General features: G+C 36.1%; 15 protein-coding genes. 6 read left to right on the top strand and 9 right to left on the bottom strand.

Annotated features, from left to right (window positions below; genetic code table 11):
• The first annotated feature begins 51 nt into the window (after nt 1–51).
• Nucleotides 52–1,131, top strand: a complete 1,080-nt coding sequence (proB, locus tag AN34_RS01345) for a glutamate 5-kinase (RefSeq protein ID WP_029281500.1) — start codon at nt 52–54, stop codon at nt 1,129–1,131.
• Between the two features lie 277 nt (nt 1,132–1,408).
• Nucleotides 1,409–2,656: a glutamate-5-semialdehyde dehydrogenase gene (locus tag AN34_RS01340; RefSeq protein ID WP_029281499.1), complete on the top strand. Its 1,248-nt coding sequence runs from the start codon at nt 1,409–1,411 to the stop codon at nt 2,654–2,656.
• A gap of 70 nt (nt 2,657–2,726) precedes the next feature.
• On the opposite strand, the gene AN34_RS01335 is transcribed toward AN34_RS01340, so the two are convergent.
• On the bottom strand, nt 2,727–4,109 hold the full coding sequence (locus tag AN34_RS01335) for an MBL fold metallo-hydrolase RNA specificity domain-containing protein (RefSeq protein ID WP_029281498.1): 1,383 nt from the start codon (nt 4,107–4,109) through the stop codon (nt 2,727–2,729).
• Nucleotides 4,110–4,391: 282 nt separating this feature from the next.
• Here AN34_RS01335 and AN34_RS01330 point away from each other — a divergent pair, with 282 nt between their 5' ends.
• Complete coding sequence (locus AN34_RS01330; RefSeq protein WP_029281497.1) at nt 4,392–4,643, top strand: hypothetical protein; 252 nt, start codon at nt 4,392–4,394, stop codon at nt 4,641–4,643.
• A gap of 63 nt (nt 4,644–4,706) precedes the next feature.
• Here the strand turns inward: AN34_RS01330 and AN34_RS01325 are convergent, their stop codons facing one another.
• The 8 genes from AN34_RS01325 to ffh all read right to left on the bottom strand — a co-directional run bounded on the left by AN34_RS01325 (nt 4,707) and on the right by ffh (nt 12,367).
• Nucleotides 4,707–5,384, bottom strand: coding sequence for a type 1 glutamine amidotransferase domain-containing protein (locus AN34_RS01325; RefSeq protein WP_029281496.1), 678 nt, complete (start codon nt 5,382–5,384; stop codon nt 4,707–4,709).
• An 85-nt stretch (nt 5,385–5,469) separates the two neighbouring features.
• Nucleotides 5,470–6,039 carry a Crp/Fnr family transcriptional regulator gene (locus tag AN34_RS01320; RefSeq protein WP_029281495.1) on the bottom strand — a complete coding sequence of 190 codons (570 nt, stop codon included), beginning with the start codon at nt 6,037–6,039 and terminating at the stop codon, nt 5,470–5,472.
• A 112-nt stretch (nt 6,040–6,151) separates the two neighbouring features.
• Nucleotides 6,152–6,523: a hypothetical protein gene (locus AN34_RS01315; RefSeq protein ID WP_029281494.1), complete on the bottom strand. Its 372-nt coding sequence runs from the start codon at nt 6,521–6,523 to the stop codon at nt 6,152–6,154.
• A gap of 342 nt (nt 6,524–6,865) precedes the next feature.
• Nucleotides 6,866–7,690 (bottom strand): VanW family protein, encoded by an 825-nt coding sequence (locus AN34_RS01310; RefSeq protein ID WP_036676322.1) that lies wholly within the window; start codon nt 7,688–7,690, stop codon nt 6,866–6,868.
• A 50-nt stretch (nt 7,691–7,740) separates the two neighbouring features.
• A complete protein-coding gene (locus tag AN34_RS01305) occupies nt 7,741–8,103 on the bottom strand; it encodes a hypothetical protein (protein ID WP_029281492.1) in 363 nt (120 codons plus the stop codon).
• A 299-nt stretch (nt 8,104–8,402) separates the two neighbouring features.
• Nucleotides 8,403–8,810, bottom strand: a complete 408-nt coding sequence (locus AN34_RS01300; RefSeq protein ID WP_029281491.1) for a GxxExxY protein — start codon at nt 8,808–8,810, stop codon at nt 8,403–8,405.
• A gap of 447 nt (nt 8,811–9,257) precedes the next feature.
• A complete protein-coding gene (locus AN34_RS01295) occupies nt 9,258–10,796 on the bottom strand; it encodes a YifB family Mg chelatase-like AAA ATPase (RefSeq protein ID WP_029281490.1) in 1,539 nt (512 codons plus the stop codon).
• Nucleotides 10,797–11,026: 230 nt separating this feature from the next.
• Nucleotides 11,027–12,367, bottom strand: coding sequence for a signal recognition particle protein (ffh, locus tag AN34_RS01290; protein ID WP_029281489.1), 1,341 nt, complete (start codon nt 12,365–12,367; stop codon nt 11,027–11,029).
• 207 nt (nt 12,368–12,574) lie between these two features.
• Here ffh and AN34_RS01285 point away from each other — a divergent pair, with 207 nt between their 5' ends.
• The 3 genes from AN34_RS01285 to AN34_RS01275 all read left to right on the top strand — a co-directional run bounded on the left by AN34_RS01285 (nt 12,575) and on the right by AN34_RS01275 (nt 17,840).
• A complete protein-coding gene (locus AN34_RS01285; RefSeq protein WP_029281488.1) occupies nt 12,575–12,937 on the top strand; it encodes a BlaI/MecI/CopY family transcriptional regulator in 363 nt (120 codons plus the stop codon).
• Nucleotides 12,934–15,087: a M56 family metallopeptidase gene (locus AN34_RS01280; protein WP_029281487.1), complete on the top strand. Its 2,154-nt coding sequence runs from the start codon at nt 12,934–12,936 to the stop codon at nt 15,085–15,087. The genes AN34_RS01285 and AN34_RS01280 overlap by 4 nt, the downstream gene beginning before the upstream one ends.
• 332 nt (nt 15,088–15,419) lie before the next feature.
• Nucleotides 15,420–17,840: a DUF5916 domain-containing protein gene (locus tag AN34_RS01275; protein WP_029281486.1), complete on the top strand. Its 2,421-nt coding sequence runs from the start codon at nt 15,420–15,422 to the stop codon at nt 17,838–17,840.
• Nucleotides 17,841–17,889 lie beyond the last annotated feature (49 nt).

Genomic DNA, 17,889 nt, shown 5'->3' with positions numbered 1-17,889 from the left:
GAATTAAAGAAAATGATGTTAAATTGCCTCCATAAACTGCTTTAAATCATCATGAAATTAGGGTATAAAAAAATAGTCGTTAAAGTAGGGTCGAATGTAATTACGCAAGCGAATGGATTACCTGATGAAAAGAGAATCAATCATCTTGTTAACCAACTGGCAGAAATCAAAAAGCAGGGTATAGAAGTTATTCTGGTTTCTTCTGGAGCTGTTGCGGCTGGCAGAAGTTTAATTAAGGTCTCAGAGAAACAAGATGCCATTACTACACGACAATTATTAGCTGCAATCGGTCAGGTAAAACTGATTAATACTTATTCTAATTTTTTTGCTATACATCAAATAAAGTGTGCCCAGGTTTTAGTAACGAAAGAAGATTTTCGCGATCGGGCACATTATCTGAATATGAAAAACTGCATGCAAATTTTGCTGCAGAATGATGTTATTCCCGTTGTTAATGAAAATGATGTGGTTTCGGTAACCGAATTAATGTTTACTGATAATGATGAACTGGCGGGCTTAATTGCTTCAATGTTAAATGCTGATGCCTTGATTATCTTGTCGAATGTGGATGGGATTTATAATGGTGACCCTAAAATGGAAGGATCGAAGGTTATTGAAGAGATATCTAGAACGGTTTCAAATCTGGCTTCTTTTATTCAAACTGGAAAATCACAATTTGGCAGAGGTGGAATGATTACCAAATCTACGATGGCACAAAAGGTAGCTAAGCTCGGGATTAACGTTCATATAGCCAATGGCACCAAAGATGATGTATTAACGGCTCTTCTTCATCAGAATTTGATTCACACCCGATTTGTGCCTGAAAAAAGTAAATCGGGCAAGAAAAAATGGATTGCACACTCCGAAACCGCTGCAACTGGAATTGTTAAGTTAAACGATGGTGCAAAAATGGTTCTGACTTCTGGTAAGGCAACAAGCTTATTACCAGTTGGAATTATAGAGATTCAGACTGACTTTTTAAAAGGAGATATTATTAAAATTGTGGATGAGCAACAGGCTTTAATTGGATTGGGAATTGCAGAATACGGGTCGGATAAAGCAAGAGAAAGAATTGGATTAAAGAAGCAAAAGGCTTTAGTGCATTATGATTATTTTTATTCGGCGATATAGATTTATTGGGGTTTAACCGCAAAGAGAAGGCGCAAAGAAAGAAGTGTAAATAACCTCTTGTGTAAAAATGAAGAAAAAGATTAACCACAGAGCGCACGGAGAAAGGCCCCGGGCACCACAGAGCTAATAGTAAAACCTGTTTACCCTCTGTGAAAACTCAGTGTTCTCAGTGATAAAAAATACAAACTGATAAAATCTTAATGCGATCGCTATATTCTGCGCCCAATCTTGATACTTGATACTAAATACTTGCTACTCACAAACTCACAATCAAAACATGAACTACTCAACATACTTCGAAAACGCCAAGAAAGCAACCCGAAATCTTATTAATCTATCTAAAGAAAAAGTGAATGTGGTTCTTTCTGATTTAGCGGAGACTTTAGTCGAAAACACATCAATCATCCTTCAGGAAAATGAAAAAGATTTGGCTAAAATGCCTGTTGACGATCCTAAATATGACCGACTGAAGCTCACATCGCAACGGATTTTAGATATAGCCAATGATATTAAGAATGTGGTGAATCTGGTTAGTCCGCTAAATGAAGTATTATCTGAGAAAAATTTAGATAATGGTTTAAATTTAAAAAAAATCCGAGTGCCGCTAGGCGTTGTTGGTGTGATCTATGAAGCACGCCCGAATGTTACTGCCGATGTTTTTTCATTGTGTTTTAAAACGGGAAATGTTGCTGTTTTGAAAGGTGGAAGTGATGCTGAATCTTCTAATTTAGCCATTGCAAAAGTAATTCAGAAGGTATTAGAAAAGCATGGAGTTAATCCTGATGTGCTTACCTTATTACCTGCCGAGAGGGCGGCAACTGAGGCTTTGCTGAATGCCAGAGGTTTTGTGGATGTGTTGATTCCACGTGGAAGTCAGTCTTTAATTAATTATGTAAGGGAAAATAGTAAAATCCCCGTTATTGAAACCGGTGCTGGAATTGTACATACCTATTTTGATGAATCAGGAGATTTAGAAAAGGGGAAAGCCATTATTTTAAATGCCAAAACGAGAAGGGTAAGTGTGTGCAATGCGTTGGATTGCGTGTTGATTCACCAAAGTAGATTGAATGATTTGACAGCACTTTTAATGCCGTTAGCTGAAAAACAAGTGGAACTTTTTGCAGATGAAATAAGTTATAAGATGCTAAAATCTTCTTATCCATCAAATCTGCTAAACCGTGCTACGGAAGATCATTTTGGCACAGAATTTCTATCCTTAAAAATGGCTGTTAAAGTTGTAGATGATTTTAATGAAGCGATTAACCACATTGCTGATTATAGTTCTAAACATAGCGAAGCCATTATTTCTGAAAATGCAGAAAACATTACAAATTTTTTAAATCTGGTTGATGCAGCTGCAGTTTATGCGAATGCTTCTACAGGCTTTACCGATGGTGCTCAATTCGGATTAGGTGCAGAAATTGGTATTAGTACACAGAAACTACATGCTCGTGGCCCAATGGGTTTGGAAGAATTAACAAGTTGTAAATGGGTAGTTAGAGGTGATGGGCAGGTGAGAAAATAGGGGAATGGTTAGCTGATGAGTTGGATAGTTGGGAAGGTGGTAAGTTGGAAACTGATCACCAATAAACTATTTAAATCTCAAATACCTCTCCTCTTTCGGGTGCTACTACATCAAAACCATTTTCCTGCAAAGCAGCAGATAAGCTCTTCAAACTTTTATCTTCACCATGCACCAAAAAAACCTTCTTCGGCTGACCGGTTTGTTTCACTGTTCGCATGAGGTCATCATGATCACCATGTCCGCTAAGTAAATCTGTTTGTCGGATAGTGGCATAAACCATCATTTCACGGTCTTTAATCCTCACAATGGGTGCGCCACTTAGGAGTTTATAGCCTAATGTACCTTTTGCACAATAGCCAATAAAAAGAATGGTACAGTAATAATTTTGAATATTATAATACAGGTGATCCTGAATACGCCCACCTTCTAACATTCCTGCAGAGGAGATGATGATGCAAGGATCAAAATAATTGGAAACATCCTTGCTTTCTTTCATGGTTTGAATGTAAGCCAAATGCTCAAATTCAAATTCATCACCCATGGTTTTATAAAAATCCTTGGCCTCCTGATTAACCAGGTTATGGTGTTTCCGATAAACATCCGTTGCCTGTATAGCCATGGGGCTATCAACAAAAATCTGAATTGGCGGCAATAATTTTTTGGCGAAAATTTGATTTAAGGCGAATACAAGGGATTGTGTTCTTCCAATACTAAAAGCAGGAATAATTAATCTGCCCGGGGTTTTGATACAAGCTTCTTCAATTTCTTTTATCAATCTTTCTTCCAGTGTTTGGTCTTTGGTATGATAACGGCCTCCATAAGTGGCTTCGCATATAAAGTAATCTACGGCTGGTATGGGATCTGGCTTTACTAAAACGGGATAATGTTCCCTACCAATATCGCCCGAAAAAGCAATACGCTTTTCTTCGCCATGATCATTTATGGTTAAAACCGCAGCAGCTGCACCCAACAAGTGCCCCACAGGGATAAAAGTTAAGCTGATATCGCCATTAATTTTGAAAGGCTTATTAAAGGCTATGGTTACGAAGCGATCAATCGTATCCATCACATGTTTGTGCAAATACAATGGTTTTGGTCCACTAAAATTACCACGTTTAGTGCGTGGTTTTCTACTTTGTTTCCTTAAAAAGAGTTCTACAGAATCAAATAATAAAATAGATGTTAAGTCTGCAGTTGGAGGTGTGCAAAGTACCTGGCCATCAAAACCCAGGTGCACAAGCGTTGGTAAATTACCAGAATGGTCAATATGTGCATGGGTTAAAATAACAAGATTGATACTGGAAGGGTCAAAAGGAAATTGTTGGTTATCTTCCTGGTAAGTTTCCTTTTCATAATCCAATCCGCAATCTATCAATATTTTATAATGCCAAACTTCCAGCAGGTGCATACTTCCTGTTACCTGTTGCGCCGCGCCCCAAAACGTTAACTTCATCTTCTAATCTTTCGGTAAATTGTTTGGTGTAAAGTAATACAAATGACGGAATTTTTATGCAGTGAGATGTAATTTTTTAATTATTAGGCATATTCATATTTGCTTTTAATAGTTCTGCGCATCTTTTTCCAACAGAAAATATCCCATTGGTTATCTCTCCTCTTGCGAACCTTTCATGTTGAATAGTTTTATTCTTTCATACTAAATGTTAAATGCTTTCACTTAAAAATGATTATGCTTAAGCAGATTTATGATTTATCTTTATCGAAAAAAAAATCAACGATGCAAGAACCTTTTGATATAGAAATAGGCCCCGTAAATTATTCTGTTTTTCCTGAAGGGAATGACTCATACACCATTTTTAAAGATGGAAGAGAATATATTCAGATTCAAAAAGATACCTCATCTATTTGGTTAAAAATGGATTATAAAACCGAGCTTCCGATTTTTGAGGAAGATGAGGAGGTAAATGCAATTGGGCAGGCTATAGAAAAATATGTGCCTGAAGAAGATGATGAAGAAGAGGAATTATAAAGAGCTTGAATATTCTACTGGTTACTAAGCCAGCAACCAGTAGAATAGCTAAATTTTAGCTTATTAAATCATTTTTAATAATTCTTCAGCTACTTTCTCTGATGAAGCTGGATTCTGCCCAGTTATTAATAAGCCATCTACAACAGCATATGGATTCCAATCTTCTATTTTAGAGTATACTCCTCCATTTTGAACCAACATATCTTCTACCAAAAAAGGTACCACATTGGTTAATTGTACGCCTTCTTCTTCGGTATTGGTAAAGCCTGTTACTTTTTTACCTTTAACCAAATATTCACCATTTATTTTTACATCTTTTAATACCCCAGGCGCATGACATACAAAAGCAACTGGTTTATTTGCGGTATAAAAATCAACAATTAATTTTTGAGATGTTGTACTTTCAGCAAGATCCCAAAGTGGACCATGACCGCCAGGATAAAATACGGCATCATAATCTTCCATTTTTACTTCATTTAATGGAATTGTATTTTTTAATTTATCTAAAAGAATGGTATCGTTATCCATTCTTTTCGTATGATCAGTTTGAAAAGAAGGTTCTTCACTTTTTGGATCAATTGGTGGCTGACCGCCTTTTGTAGAAGCTAGAACGATTTCTACATCCTTATCTGCTAATGCATAATATGGAGCTGCCAATTCTTCTGACCAAAAACCTGTTTTTTTACCTGTATTTCCTAATTCGTCGTGACTCGTAAGCACGAATAAAACTTTTTTACTCATATCATTAATGTTTAATGTTATTCAAATTTAAGGCGAAGTTTTTCAGCGACACAGGACTTTAGTCACAAATTTTCTGTGCGTTCAATCACACTTTTGGTGAAATCCGGCTCAAGGTTTCTCTCGAAATACCAAGGTATGCTGCAATTATAGTTTTAGAGAGTCGCTGCCCCAAATGAGGATATTGGCGGGTGAATTGCTCAAAGCGTTCCTTCGGATTAGTGGTAAGCAAAGACAAAATTCTTTGTTGTAAGGCCACATAACCAGAACTATTTTTTACCCTAAAAAAATACTCCATTTTATGATTCTCTCTACATATTTTATCTAGGTTTTCTTTGGAGATGTAAAGCAGCTCTACATTTTCCAAACAACTGATACTTGTAATAGATTTGACATGATTGTAAAAAGCCTGAAAATCTGAAATCCACCAGTTTTCTGTTGCAAACTGAATGATGTATTCTTTGCCACTTACATCATTAAATGTTGCTTTTAGAAGCCCTTTAATCACAAAATAAATATGGTTAACCAATTCGTCTTCCTGAATTAAATACTGATGTTTTTTAAGTTGTTTGAGCTTGAAGTGGCTATTAATGTATTCAAACTCTTCATCGGTTAGTGAGACAATTTCTTCAATATGTTTTCTTAATTCAAAACTCATGCTATAAAGCTAAATAAATTTAGAATCTGATTTGTTTTTTGATGGGTAGATTAAAATGTTAGGGCAAAGAAAAAGTCCCGATTTTGTCGGGACTTAAATTCTCTTTTAAATCTTATCGGGTACAGTTGGCTGTCCAAGTACCATTCGAATTGGAAACACCAATTTTTAGCGTACTGGCATCAATTGTAATTCCAATTACACCCGTACCAATACTTACGTAGGTATTACCACTTTCCTGAAATTTAACGCCTGTAATATCAGGAATGTTGTTTCCAAAAAAGAAGCTATAAGTGTCATTAACTTTTGTTACGGTAACTTTGCCGTCGGTGCTGGTGATTTGATTACTACCTTGTGTATAAGATACGCTTCCTCTGTAAGTACCTACAAAGAAATCTTTGTCTGCAGGGTCGGTATCTTTCTTACATGATACCATTACTGTTAATGCTATTAATAGCATGCTGAAAATTTGGATTGTCTTTTTCATAAATGTTTTTCAATATGAATCTGAAGAAATAGTCTACAGAATCTGGTTAAATGTAACAGGCTGTTTACAACCACTATGCCAAAAGATTTTTTTTAACGTTAATGTTGTGTGCTAAAGCAAGAAGATTTTGTTGTTTAACTTGCTGTATGATAGGTTCTTGATGATGTATTAAGTTGCTTTTTTAATTTTTTTTAAATGAATTTAACCATCATTGATGAATTTCTTTAATTCGGCAAACTGTTTAGTTTTGTAGAGAGAAAGGGCATATAAAAAAAGAAGAAGTCTTGATGAAGAATTAAGATGATATTGACCTTAAGAAAATGTTTACCCTGATATACTAATCTAATCTTCCTCAAGATAACGATCTGGTGTGTACGTTACTCTGGCAAAGTTTTTCATAATGAGTTCTGTACTTACAATTCTGCCACCTTCAAATTTTAATAATTTATCTCTCCAGATTTCATTCTTCCGGAAAAACTGACCATCTTTTCTTAAAAACTGGTGTTCTTTTTCTATAATATGGTATGCATAGTTGAGTGGTGCGTCGATCCTTAGTTCGCCTTCCAAACATTTATCACTAAACCATAAATTGATTTGAAAGGTATGTTCAGTATTATTAGTGAATTGATAATCCAAATAATTATAAAAAACGGTTGCGCCGCTGCCAAAGGGTAAAACCCTGCCATCATCAGGAAAGGGATCAAAAGAATGGTGATGCCTTTCAGTAACAGTTAAAGCACTATGGATAACTAACCAATGGATTAGGTTAGAGATTTGGCAAATCCCACCACCTATACCAGCTTTTGCTTCACCAAAAGACAGTTCCATTCCCATTAAATAACCTTTTGCTTTAGTCGGTAAACCAACCAGCTTGCAATAGGAAAATGTTTCACCAGGTTTGATGATGATGCCACTTATCTTTGCTGCTGCAATTTTTAAATTGGTAACCTTATTTAGCTGTAATTGCTCATTATTTTCGCCAAGCTTTTTTAGTAAAACAGATTGATGTTTTTTAATTCTGAATTCAAGTTTATGGTCTAATCTTTTATTATTCGCGTATTTTTTATTGTCTAAAAGCCACTCTAACCTTCTTTTTATGCGCCTTGTCCAAATGGCCAAAAAATATAAAATAGGATGGTATTGGCTAATCAACTTTCTTTTTTTCATCCTCTTTTGAATACATCTCCAGGCTTAAACATTTTATTTTTTTATTGACATTATTTTAAATCGCCATTAGCTTCCAAACCTTGTTTTAGGTATTTATATTCATAATGTCTTGTTTGATCGTGACTGGCTAGAAAGATAAAGACCCAACCCCATTGATTATTTAAACAGTCTATCTGTAGCGTATTATCTTCGCTCAATGCCAATTGAAACTGGTTGTTTTTAAATTTTCCAAATATAAATGGAATCGGAATAATGGTTCGCTTATGGACAGATACAAAATAATTATTCTTCATTTTGCCTTTTAAAGCTAGTTCTGATTTTCGTTCGCCGTCTAAGAATAATATTGCCTTTATTTTGTTTTTATCTATGGCCTGGAGTTCAATTCTCCCACCTTTAGCATTAAATGCAGGCATATGGTCTAAATTCAACTGATTCCATAGTAAGTTAGATGAATCAGATGAATTTATTCTATTGGAATAATTACCGTTAAAGGCGCTTAAGTCAGAAATTTTTCTGATGTGATCTTGTTTTGTTTGCTTTAATGAGACACAACTTGAAAGAAGAATTATACATGATACATATAGGCACCATTTCATAAGCAAGCGTTTATTTGCTTAAACTTAGCCATTAAAGCAAATAGTTTGAAAAATATTATTTGTTATGAGGTTAAGTTTAATATTGAAAATGTTGAATCATGGTATATGCGACTAAATTAATCGTTCAAGTTGCGGTAAAAATCATTGACAAAAGTTTTTTGTCCATCGTTAAAAATATTGACACAATTGAAATTTATGATCAATCCCTGTGGTGCTTCTAATAATTTCATGTAGGTTAATACCTGGGCTTCAAAAATAGGTTCTATCGTTTTTGATGCTTTTATTTCGACCACCAGGCAGCCTTCAATCAACAAATCAGATCTTAGATAGGTTGCAATTTCTATCTCTTTGTAACATACTGGCATTGAAACTTCAGTGATAAAGTTTATATTTCTAAGCATCAGTTCGTGTTTCATGCACTCATGATATACGCTTTCTAAAAGACCTGGTCCAAGGGCTTTGTGAATTTCTATTGCTGCACCAATAACTTTATATGTTATTTCTCGTATATATGTTTTAGTCATTTTTTCGGAGGTTAGGAGTATATGAATTTGATTTATTTGTAACCGTATTTATTTTTGAACCATATAGGCATTTAGTTCATATAGGTTATCTTAAATATTTGGTTATAGATTTTGCTATATGGTTTAAGTATGTTTGTTTTGAACCATATAGGCATTTAGTTCATATAGGTTATCTTAAATATTTGGTTATAGATTTTGCTATATGGTTTAAGTATGTTTGTTTTGAACCATATAGGCATTTAGTTCATATAGGTTATCTTAAATAGTTTGTTTATAGATTTTGCTATATGGTTTAAGTATGTTTGTTTTGAACCATATAGGCATTTAGTTCATATAGGTTATCTTAAATATTTCGTTATGGATTTTGCTATATGTTCTATATTCCCATATGGTTAAGTATATTCAATTTTAATCATAAAAATATTGTCAGCTCATTATTATAATCGCTTATCCGGCCCACCCATCGCGGTCTAAACTTCTGTAATTAATTGATTCTGCCAAATGCTCTAGTGCTACATTTTCGCTTCCGTCTAAATCTGCAATGGTTCTGGCTACTTTTAAAATTCGATCATAAGCTCTTGCTGACAAACCTAAGCGTTCCATAGCAGATTTGAGTAAAGCTGTGCCAGCGTCACTGATCTGACAAACTTTGCGCACCATTTTTGGGCTCATTTGTGCGTTATAATGTAAATCTTCCTTATCCGCAAAACGGAGATCTTGAATTTCCCTTGCCTGGATAACGCGTTTCCGAATGCATTCGCTTTTTTCCGCATCGCGGGATGAGGCTAGTTCTGAAAAATTGACTGGGGTAACCTCAACATGTAAATCAATTCGATCTAACAAAGGTCCGGATATTTTACTGAGGTATTTTTGTACAACACCTGGCGCACATACACATTCCTTTTCTGGGTGATTGTAAAACCCGCAAGGGCATGGGTTCATGGAGGCGACCAGCATGAAACTTGCAGGATATTCAACTGAAAAGCGGGCTCTGGAAATAGCAACCCTGCGATCTTCTAAAGGTTGACGCATTACTTCTAAAACAGTTCGTTTAAACTCCGGCAATTCATCTAAAAACAAAACGCCGTTATGAGCCAGAGAAATTTCTCCCGGTTGAGGATGTATTCCACCACCCACTAAGGCTACATCCGAAATCGTATGATGAGGAGATCGATATGGACGAATGGTCATCAGTGCATCTGCAGCAGATAATTTTCCTGCAACAGAATGTATTTTAGTTGTTTCGAGTGCTTCATATAAATTTAATGGGGGTAGAATTGTAGGAAGTCGTTTTGCCAACATCGTTTTACCTGCCCCAGGTGGGCCAATCAAAATTACGTTATGCCCGCCGGCGGCGGCAATTTCCAGAGCCCGTTTAATATTCTCCTGCCCTTTAACATCAGAAAAATCATGTTCATAATTGCCAATATTTTTTAGAAATTCTTCCCTGGTATTAATCTTCACCTGTTCGAGCGTTTCACTTTTATTAAAGAAAGCAATTACTTGTGCAAGCGTTTCCACACCATAGGCAACCAAACCATCTACAATGGCCGCCTCACGAACATTTTGTTTAGGTAAAATAAAACCCTTAAAGCCATCATTTTGAGCTTGAATGGCGATTGGTAATGCACCTTTAATAGGTTGAATAGCACCATCTAACGAAAGTTCACCCATGATAAAGTAATTCGCCAGCTCTTCGCATGGGATTTGCCCAGATGCAGCAAGAATGCCTATTGCAATCGGTAAATCATAAGATGATCCTTCTTTTTTAATATCTGCAGGCGCTAAGTTGACTACAATTTTTTGCCTTGGCATTCGAAAACCGGCTACGTTGATGGCGCTTGCTACCCTTTGTAAACTTTCTTTCACGGCATTATCGGGCAAACCAACCATATAGTATTTGGTACCTCCACTAATACTTACTTCAATTGTAATGGTGAGTGCATCGACGCCAAAAACAGCGCTCCCGTATGTTTTTACAAGCATGAATAATACTGAAAATGGAACGGGATGTTATGTTATTCGGGGATGAATAATTGATTTCTAATATATAAAGAAATATTTAATTTAAAATGGTCTGAAGGGATTAATGAGATTAGCCAACAAAATCTATAAGTTTTTTAATATCTAAAAGGTTTAACAAAAAAATCCCGACCATGTATGATCGGGATTTAAATATTTATAAACCGCATCGCTTTAAGCTTTCCGCTTAAAACCTATCTCTTTCCAAATGGCATTTTCGGCATACCTTTCATCATTGCTGCTGCGGCTGCCGGATTAGAAAACTGCTTCATCATTTTACGCATATCTTCAAATTGCTTAATGAGTTTGGTTACCTCTTCTACCTTGCTTCCAGAACCTTTTGCAATACGTAAACGTCGACTTTGTTGAATGGCATCAGGATTTTCCTTTTCAAATGGAGTCATCGAGTTGATAATGGCTTCGATAGATTTAAATGCATCGTCCTGAATATCCACATTTTTCATCATTTTACCCACACCCGGAATCATGCCCATCAAATCTTTCATGTTACCCATTTTCTTAATCTGCTGAATCTGGCTATAGAAATCGTTGAAATCAAATTTATTTTTGCGGATTTTTTTCTGTAGTTCGGCAGCTTCCTTTTCATCAAACTGCATTTGTGCACGCTCTACAAGGGAAACCACATCACCCATACCTAAAATACGTGATGCCATACGATCCGGATAGAACACATCAAGTGCTTCCATTTTCTCACCGGTACCTATGAATTTAATCGGTTTATTTACAACAGATTTAATAGAAAGGGCTGCACCACCACGGGTATCACCATCTAATTTAGTTAAAACAACACCGGTAAAATCTAATCGGTCGTTAAATACTTTAGCTGTATTTACTGCATCCTGACCAGTCATTGAATCTACTACAAATAAAATCTCGTGAGGTTGCGTTTTAGCTTTTACCTCTGAAATTTCGTTCATTAGAGATTCATCAATGGCTAAACGACCGGCAGTATCTATAATAATAACATTGTTGCCATTTTGCTTACCATGAGCAATACCCTCTAAAGCAATACCTACAGGGTCATTAGATTCACGATTGGCATAAACAGATACACCTACAGAAGTTCCTAAAACCTCCAGTTGATCTACCGCAGCAGGGCGATACATATCGCCGGCAACCAATAAAGGTTTTTTTCCTTTCCCCTTTAAATGTAATGCCAGTTTACCTGCAAAAGTGGTTTTACCAGCACCATTTAAACCTGCAATTAGTATAATGGTAGGATTTGCTTTGGTATCTAACTCTTTAACCTCGCCACCCATTAAGGCCGCAAGTTCATCGTTCATTATTTTGGTAAGCAACTGACCTGGAGAAACAGCTGTTAGTACATTTTGTCCTAACGCTTTTTGTCTCACATCATCTGTAAATGCTTTTGCTGTTTTATAATTTACGTCGGCATCCAATAACGCTTTGCGGATTTCTTTCATGGTTTCTGCCACGTTGATTTCCGTAATGCTGCCTTGTCCTTTTAATACTTTAAATGCTCTATCTAGCTTGTCCTGTAAATTATCAAACATAATTGGGTACAAATTTTTGTAAATGCAAAGATATTGTTTTTTTGCCTAAAAGAGAGTTCAATCGTAATTAAACGGCAATTCTAACAGCTGATTTTTAAAAACATAGCCATTTAAAAATTGAATGTAATGCAAAAGTTACATTAATACTAATGCGTTAGTATTGGTATTAATAAATTAGTAGTATGTTTGTTTATCAATTTTTACAACATGATCAAACTAGCAAAAAGAGAAGAACAAATTATGCAGGTGTTTTGGGACGTAGAGAAGGCCTTTATCAGAGACATTATCCCTTTACTGCCAGAACCAAAACCGCACTACAACAGCGTTGCTACAATGGTGAAAATTTTAGAGGAAAAAGGATTTTTAGGTCATGATGTAGTTGGGAATATGTTTTGTTACTTTCCAGTTATTGGGCGGGAAGAATACCAGAAACATGCGTTAAAGGATGTAGTAAGCCAATACTTCGACAATTCTTACCCGCGTATGCTAGCCTTTTTTGCTAAAGAACAAAACTTATCTGAAGACGAATTAACTGAAATTGTTAACCTCATTAAAACAAAAAAACCATGATGTTTTACGTGTTAAGTGTGGCCCTGATTTTAACAGGTTGCCTGGTGTTTTATAAGCTCTTGTTGCAAAATGAAACCTTTTTTCCTTTAAACAGATATGTACTGCTGGTGTGTTTGGTTTTGTCATTTAGCTTGCCTTTAATACCAGTGCCAGCACAATTTTCATTCAGAAAGGCTAGTGTAGAGGTTCCGCTTACCATTAATGCACCAATGGCACCTGCGGTAGACGTACCTCAGGAAAAGTCAACACTAAAGGCTACAGCTAACACGGAAAACAAAGATAAAGGTTCTTTTTTCAAAGATATTTCTATTCTAAAGCTGGTTTTATGGGCTTATTGGTTAGGCGTAATTGTGTTTGCTATTAACTTTGTTTTTCAACTTTGTGTTTTGCTTTATCGTGCTTATTCCAGACCAGTAATTATTGATGGCCGTTTCAGAATTGTTGAACTGGCCGGCAACCAGGCACCTTGCTCGTTTGCCAACAACATTTTTATTAATCCCGAAAAATATGATTGGGATACCTACAACCAAATTATCCTGCATGAAAAAATCCATATCCAGCAAGGTCATAGCTATGATATTTTGATCGCCGAACTGGCCTTGGTTTTTCAGTGGTTTAATCCCTTTGCCTGGATGTACAGGAGGGCGATGGAAGACAACCTCGAGTTTTTGACGGATAATGAACTGCTGGCCAGCTCTAATATAGAGCCTGCAAGCTATCAAATGAGTCTGGTAAAAGTGTCGGCCCCACATTTTCCAGCCAGTTTGACTACTAACTACAATCAATCCATCCTTAAAAAAAGATTAGTTATGATGAACGCAAAAAAATCAAACGTAAATTCTACCTGGAAATACCTCTTTATTGTACCCTTGTTTTTGGTGTTTATCGCTTTCCTTAATGAGCCGATAGCTTATGGAAAAAATAGTCCGAAGGTAAAAAAGAATGAAAAGTTTCAATTGATGGAGAACGATGGCACCTGGTTTGCCACCATTAATGGAGATAAAGTAAATATTCGTTTCGAATCAGACGAAGACGGCAAAAACAACAACAGCCAGTCTTTTTCGCTGGCAGAACTTAAAAACCTGCCAAGGGTAGGTGAAGGGACTTTCTCAGTAATCCGCGATGCAGGTACCATGAACTTTACCGGAAAATTCGATAATAATACCGGAATGGGTACTTACAAATTTAGTCCTAATGCAGATTTTACCAATTTCCTTACTAAAGAAGGTATAACCAACATCAAGACTAAAGATAACCTGGTGTTTTTTATGATCAATGCCAAAAGAAGCTATGTTGCCGGGATAAGAGCATTAGGTTATGAAGGTATTTCTAAAGATAACTTAATCCCTTTAGTTGCTTTGAATGTAAGCCCTGAGTACATCAAATCTTTAAAGGCAGCAGGTTTAACGAATGTAACACTGGGCGAATTAATCCCCTTAAAAGCCTTAAATGTAGATGCAGATTTTATAAAAGATATTAAAGCATCAGGCTTTACTAAAATAACAGCCGATAAAATGATCACCCTTAAATCGCAGGGCATTACAGGGGAGTACCTTAAAAATGCAAAATCAGCCGATGAAGAAAGCCGTGCAATGACTGCACAAACAAACCCTGTAAAAGCAAATCCAGGCAAAAATCCTCATAAAAATACTAAAGAAGACAGTGATGAGGACGAAAAATTAAATAATTTGATTACTAGAAAGGTGATGAATATTACCCCCGATTATGCCAAAAGCTTTTCGGCCCAAGGTTTAAAAGTTTCTGAGGATAACCTGATCGCCATGAAATCTTTAGGTGTTACGGCCGATTATTATGCTGGTTTTTCGGCTCAGGGATTGAAGGTTTCTGACGATAATCTAATCGCCATGAAATCGTTAAATGTTACACCCGAGTATTTTGCAAGCTTTAAAACAGCTGGCCTACCAGATTTAACTGCTGATCAGATTATATCTTTAAAATCTTTAAGTGTAGCCGCTACTGATTTTAGCGAGTTTAAAAAACTAGGCTTTAAGAATTTAAATGTAGATGATATTCTCTCGGCAAAAGCCACCGGAACGTCTCCTGTATTTGTAGCTTCGATGAAGAAAAAAGGCCACAATTATAATGCTATAGAAGACTACATTAAAATGAAAGTGCTTTCTCTTGATTAGTTAAGTGATTGACTAACAGTTAAAAAAAAACTATTTTTGGTACTTGTGTGCCAAAAATAGTTATATCAGATTTACTTTTCTAAAAATAAACAAACCTACTATTCTTACTAAAATTGGTGGTTTAATATTAAGCAACATGATCTCTTATTGCCATTACCCAGCCAATGGCGGATAAAAATTTAGGAGTAAGCACAAGAAAAAAGGCCAATAGTAATTCACAAATCCAGTTTACGGTAGATATCAGATAAAGATGTAACCAACTTGCTGAATATATTTTGTTTGATGCAACATTTTGTTTTGTACGCAGTCATATATCCAACTAACCTAAACGAATGAAACGCTGTATCCTACCTATTTTAATATTTATTTTTACTTTCTGTAAGGCGCAGGATATTTCTAAACAGAAGCACTTAGACGCTAAAAGAACAATGCAGATGCCTAAAATTGATGGCATTTTAGATGATGAGTGCTGGAATAATATCCCCATTGCTACTGATTTTATTCAAATAAGGCCAAATCCGGGAAAAATAGAAACTCAAGACAGGCGTACCGAAATGAAGGTGCTTTATGATGATGTTGCGATTTATGTTTACGCCCGGATGTATGATCATCCTGATAGTGTTTCGCATGAACTGGTTTCTAGGGATAATATCGGCAATGCTGATTTCATTTCAATTATTGTAGATCCTTTTTACGATAAAATGAATGGAAACGGTTTTTTCGTTACTGCAGCGGGTGTTCAGTTTGATGCTAAATACTCGCAGGTTGGAGATGAAGATGCAAATTGGAATGCTGTGTGGGAAAGTGCAGTTAAATTAGATGATAAAGGCTGGACCTGCGAAATGAAGATTCCCTATTCAGCCCTGCGTTTTTCTGGTAAAGATATTCAGAACTGGGGGTTGAACTTTAGCCGCAGGATACAGCGGAACAATACTCAAACTTTTTGGAATTTTGTTGATCCGAAAGTTAACGGTTTTATTAACCAGGAAGGTCTTTGGACGGGTATAAAAGATATTAAACCACCCTTAAGGTTATCTTTTTCGCCCTATGTTTCTGCCTATGTAAACCATTATCCGGTTAATTTGCCAGGGGTTAAAAATACCACATCGCGATTTAATGGCGGAATGGACGTTAAATATGGCATTAATAACAGTTTTACACTTGATATGACTTTGGTGCCTGATTTCGGTCAGGTACAATCAGATAACAGGATCCTAAACCTTACCCCTTTCGAAGTAAAATTTAACGAAAACCGCCAGTTTTTTACCGAAGGAACCGAGCTTTTTAACAAAGGTGATTTGTTTTATTCCAAACGGATTGGTTCTATTCCATCTTATTACGATTATAGTGCCGTTGGGAATGATAAAATTGTAAAAGATCAAACTGAAGCTAAAGTATTAAATGCCACAAAAATATCAGGAAGGACGGCAAAGGGGCTGGGCATTGGAATTTTTAATGCAATAACGAATAGTATGGAAACCGAGGTAGAAGATGCACAAGGTAACGTACGTATGGTAGAAACCCAGCCCCTTACTAATTATAATATTTTGGTTTTCGATCAATCGTTAAAAAACAACAGTTCGGCAACATTTATAAATACCAATGTATTGAGGCAGGGTTCAGCTTATGATGCCAATGTAACGGCTTTACTGTTTAACCTGAATAATAAAGGGAACAAATACTTTGTTAATGGCGCAGGTAAAATGAGTTATTTACAGGGTAAAGAAACCAGTACAGGATATAGCTATGGGCTTAAGTTTGGCAAACAGAGCGGTAATTTTCTCTGGAGTTATTCGCAGCAATACGCGGATGATAAGTTCGACCCCTCCGATTTAGGTTTTTTTACCAACAACAATTTTTTAGATCAGGTGGCGGAATTCCATTATAATATTTATAAACCAAGCAGCTGGTACAATCAATTACTAAGCTACTTTAACATTTTGTATTCACGGAGAGCCACGCCTGGTAGCTTTCAAACTTTTTCTATTGAAGGCGGACCTTACGTTCAATTCAAAAACCTTTGGTCGGCAGAAATAAATGGTATCTATACGGCGGCAAAAAACGATTTCTACGAATCGAGGAACGGGCAGGTATATAAAGCACCAGAAAGCTATAGCTTCGGCTTATACATTAACCCTAACCGCGCAAAAGCGTATAATTTTGGCGGTAACATCCGCTACAGAGAGCAAGAGCTTTTTAAAGGCAGAGAATACAATTTTTACTTTTTCCAAAACCTGCGGATAAATGATAAAATAGCTTTTGGTTTAGATCTGAATTTTAACCCTAATTACAATTATGTAAACTGGGTAACGGCACAGGGTGATAAAGCCATTTTCTCCAGATACGATCGTAGAACGGTAGAAAACTCATTCGATGCCAAATATACTTTTACCAATTTAATGGGATTTACAGTAGTATTGAGACACTATTGGAGCGACAGAAGGAATAAAGAATTTTACCTGCTTAAACTGGATGGCAATTTGAGCGATTATACCGGAGCACCGTTAAATGGGTTGGATAGAAATTACAATGTATTTAACATAGACTTAATTTATACCTGGCAGTTTGCGCCAGGCAGCACGCTTTCGGTTTCATACAAAGATGCTGCAGAAACTTACTACACTTATTACACACAGCGTTATAATAAAAACCTGAGCGGAATTTTAAATGCTCCGCAGAATAACAGTATTTCGGTTAAGGTTTTATACTATGTAGATTATCTTGATCTGAAGAAAAAGAGGAAGAAAGCTTAAGCTTTTTCTAGTTAATCATCGTTTAAATAATCACGATTAAAGACTTTGA

Source organism: Pedobacter sp. R20-19 (assembly GCF_000708265.2).
Taxonomy (GTDB): Bacteria; Bacteroidota; Bacteroidia; order Sphingobacteriales; family Sphingobacteriaceae; genus Pedobacter.
Note: the sequence above shows the minus strand (reverse complement) of the source record. Positions and strands in the feature narration are given on the sequence as shown.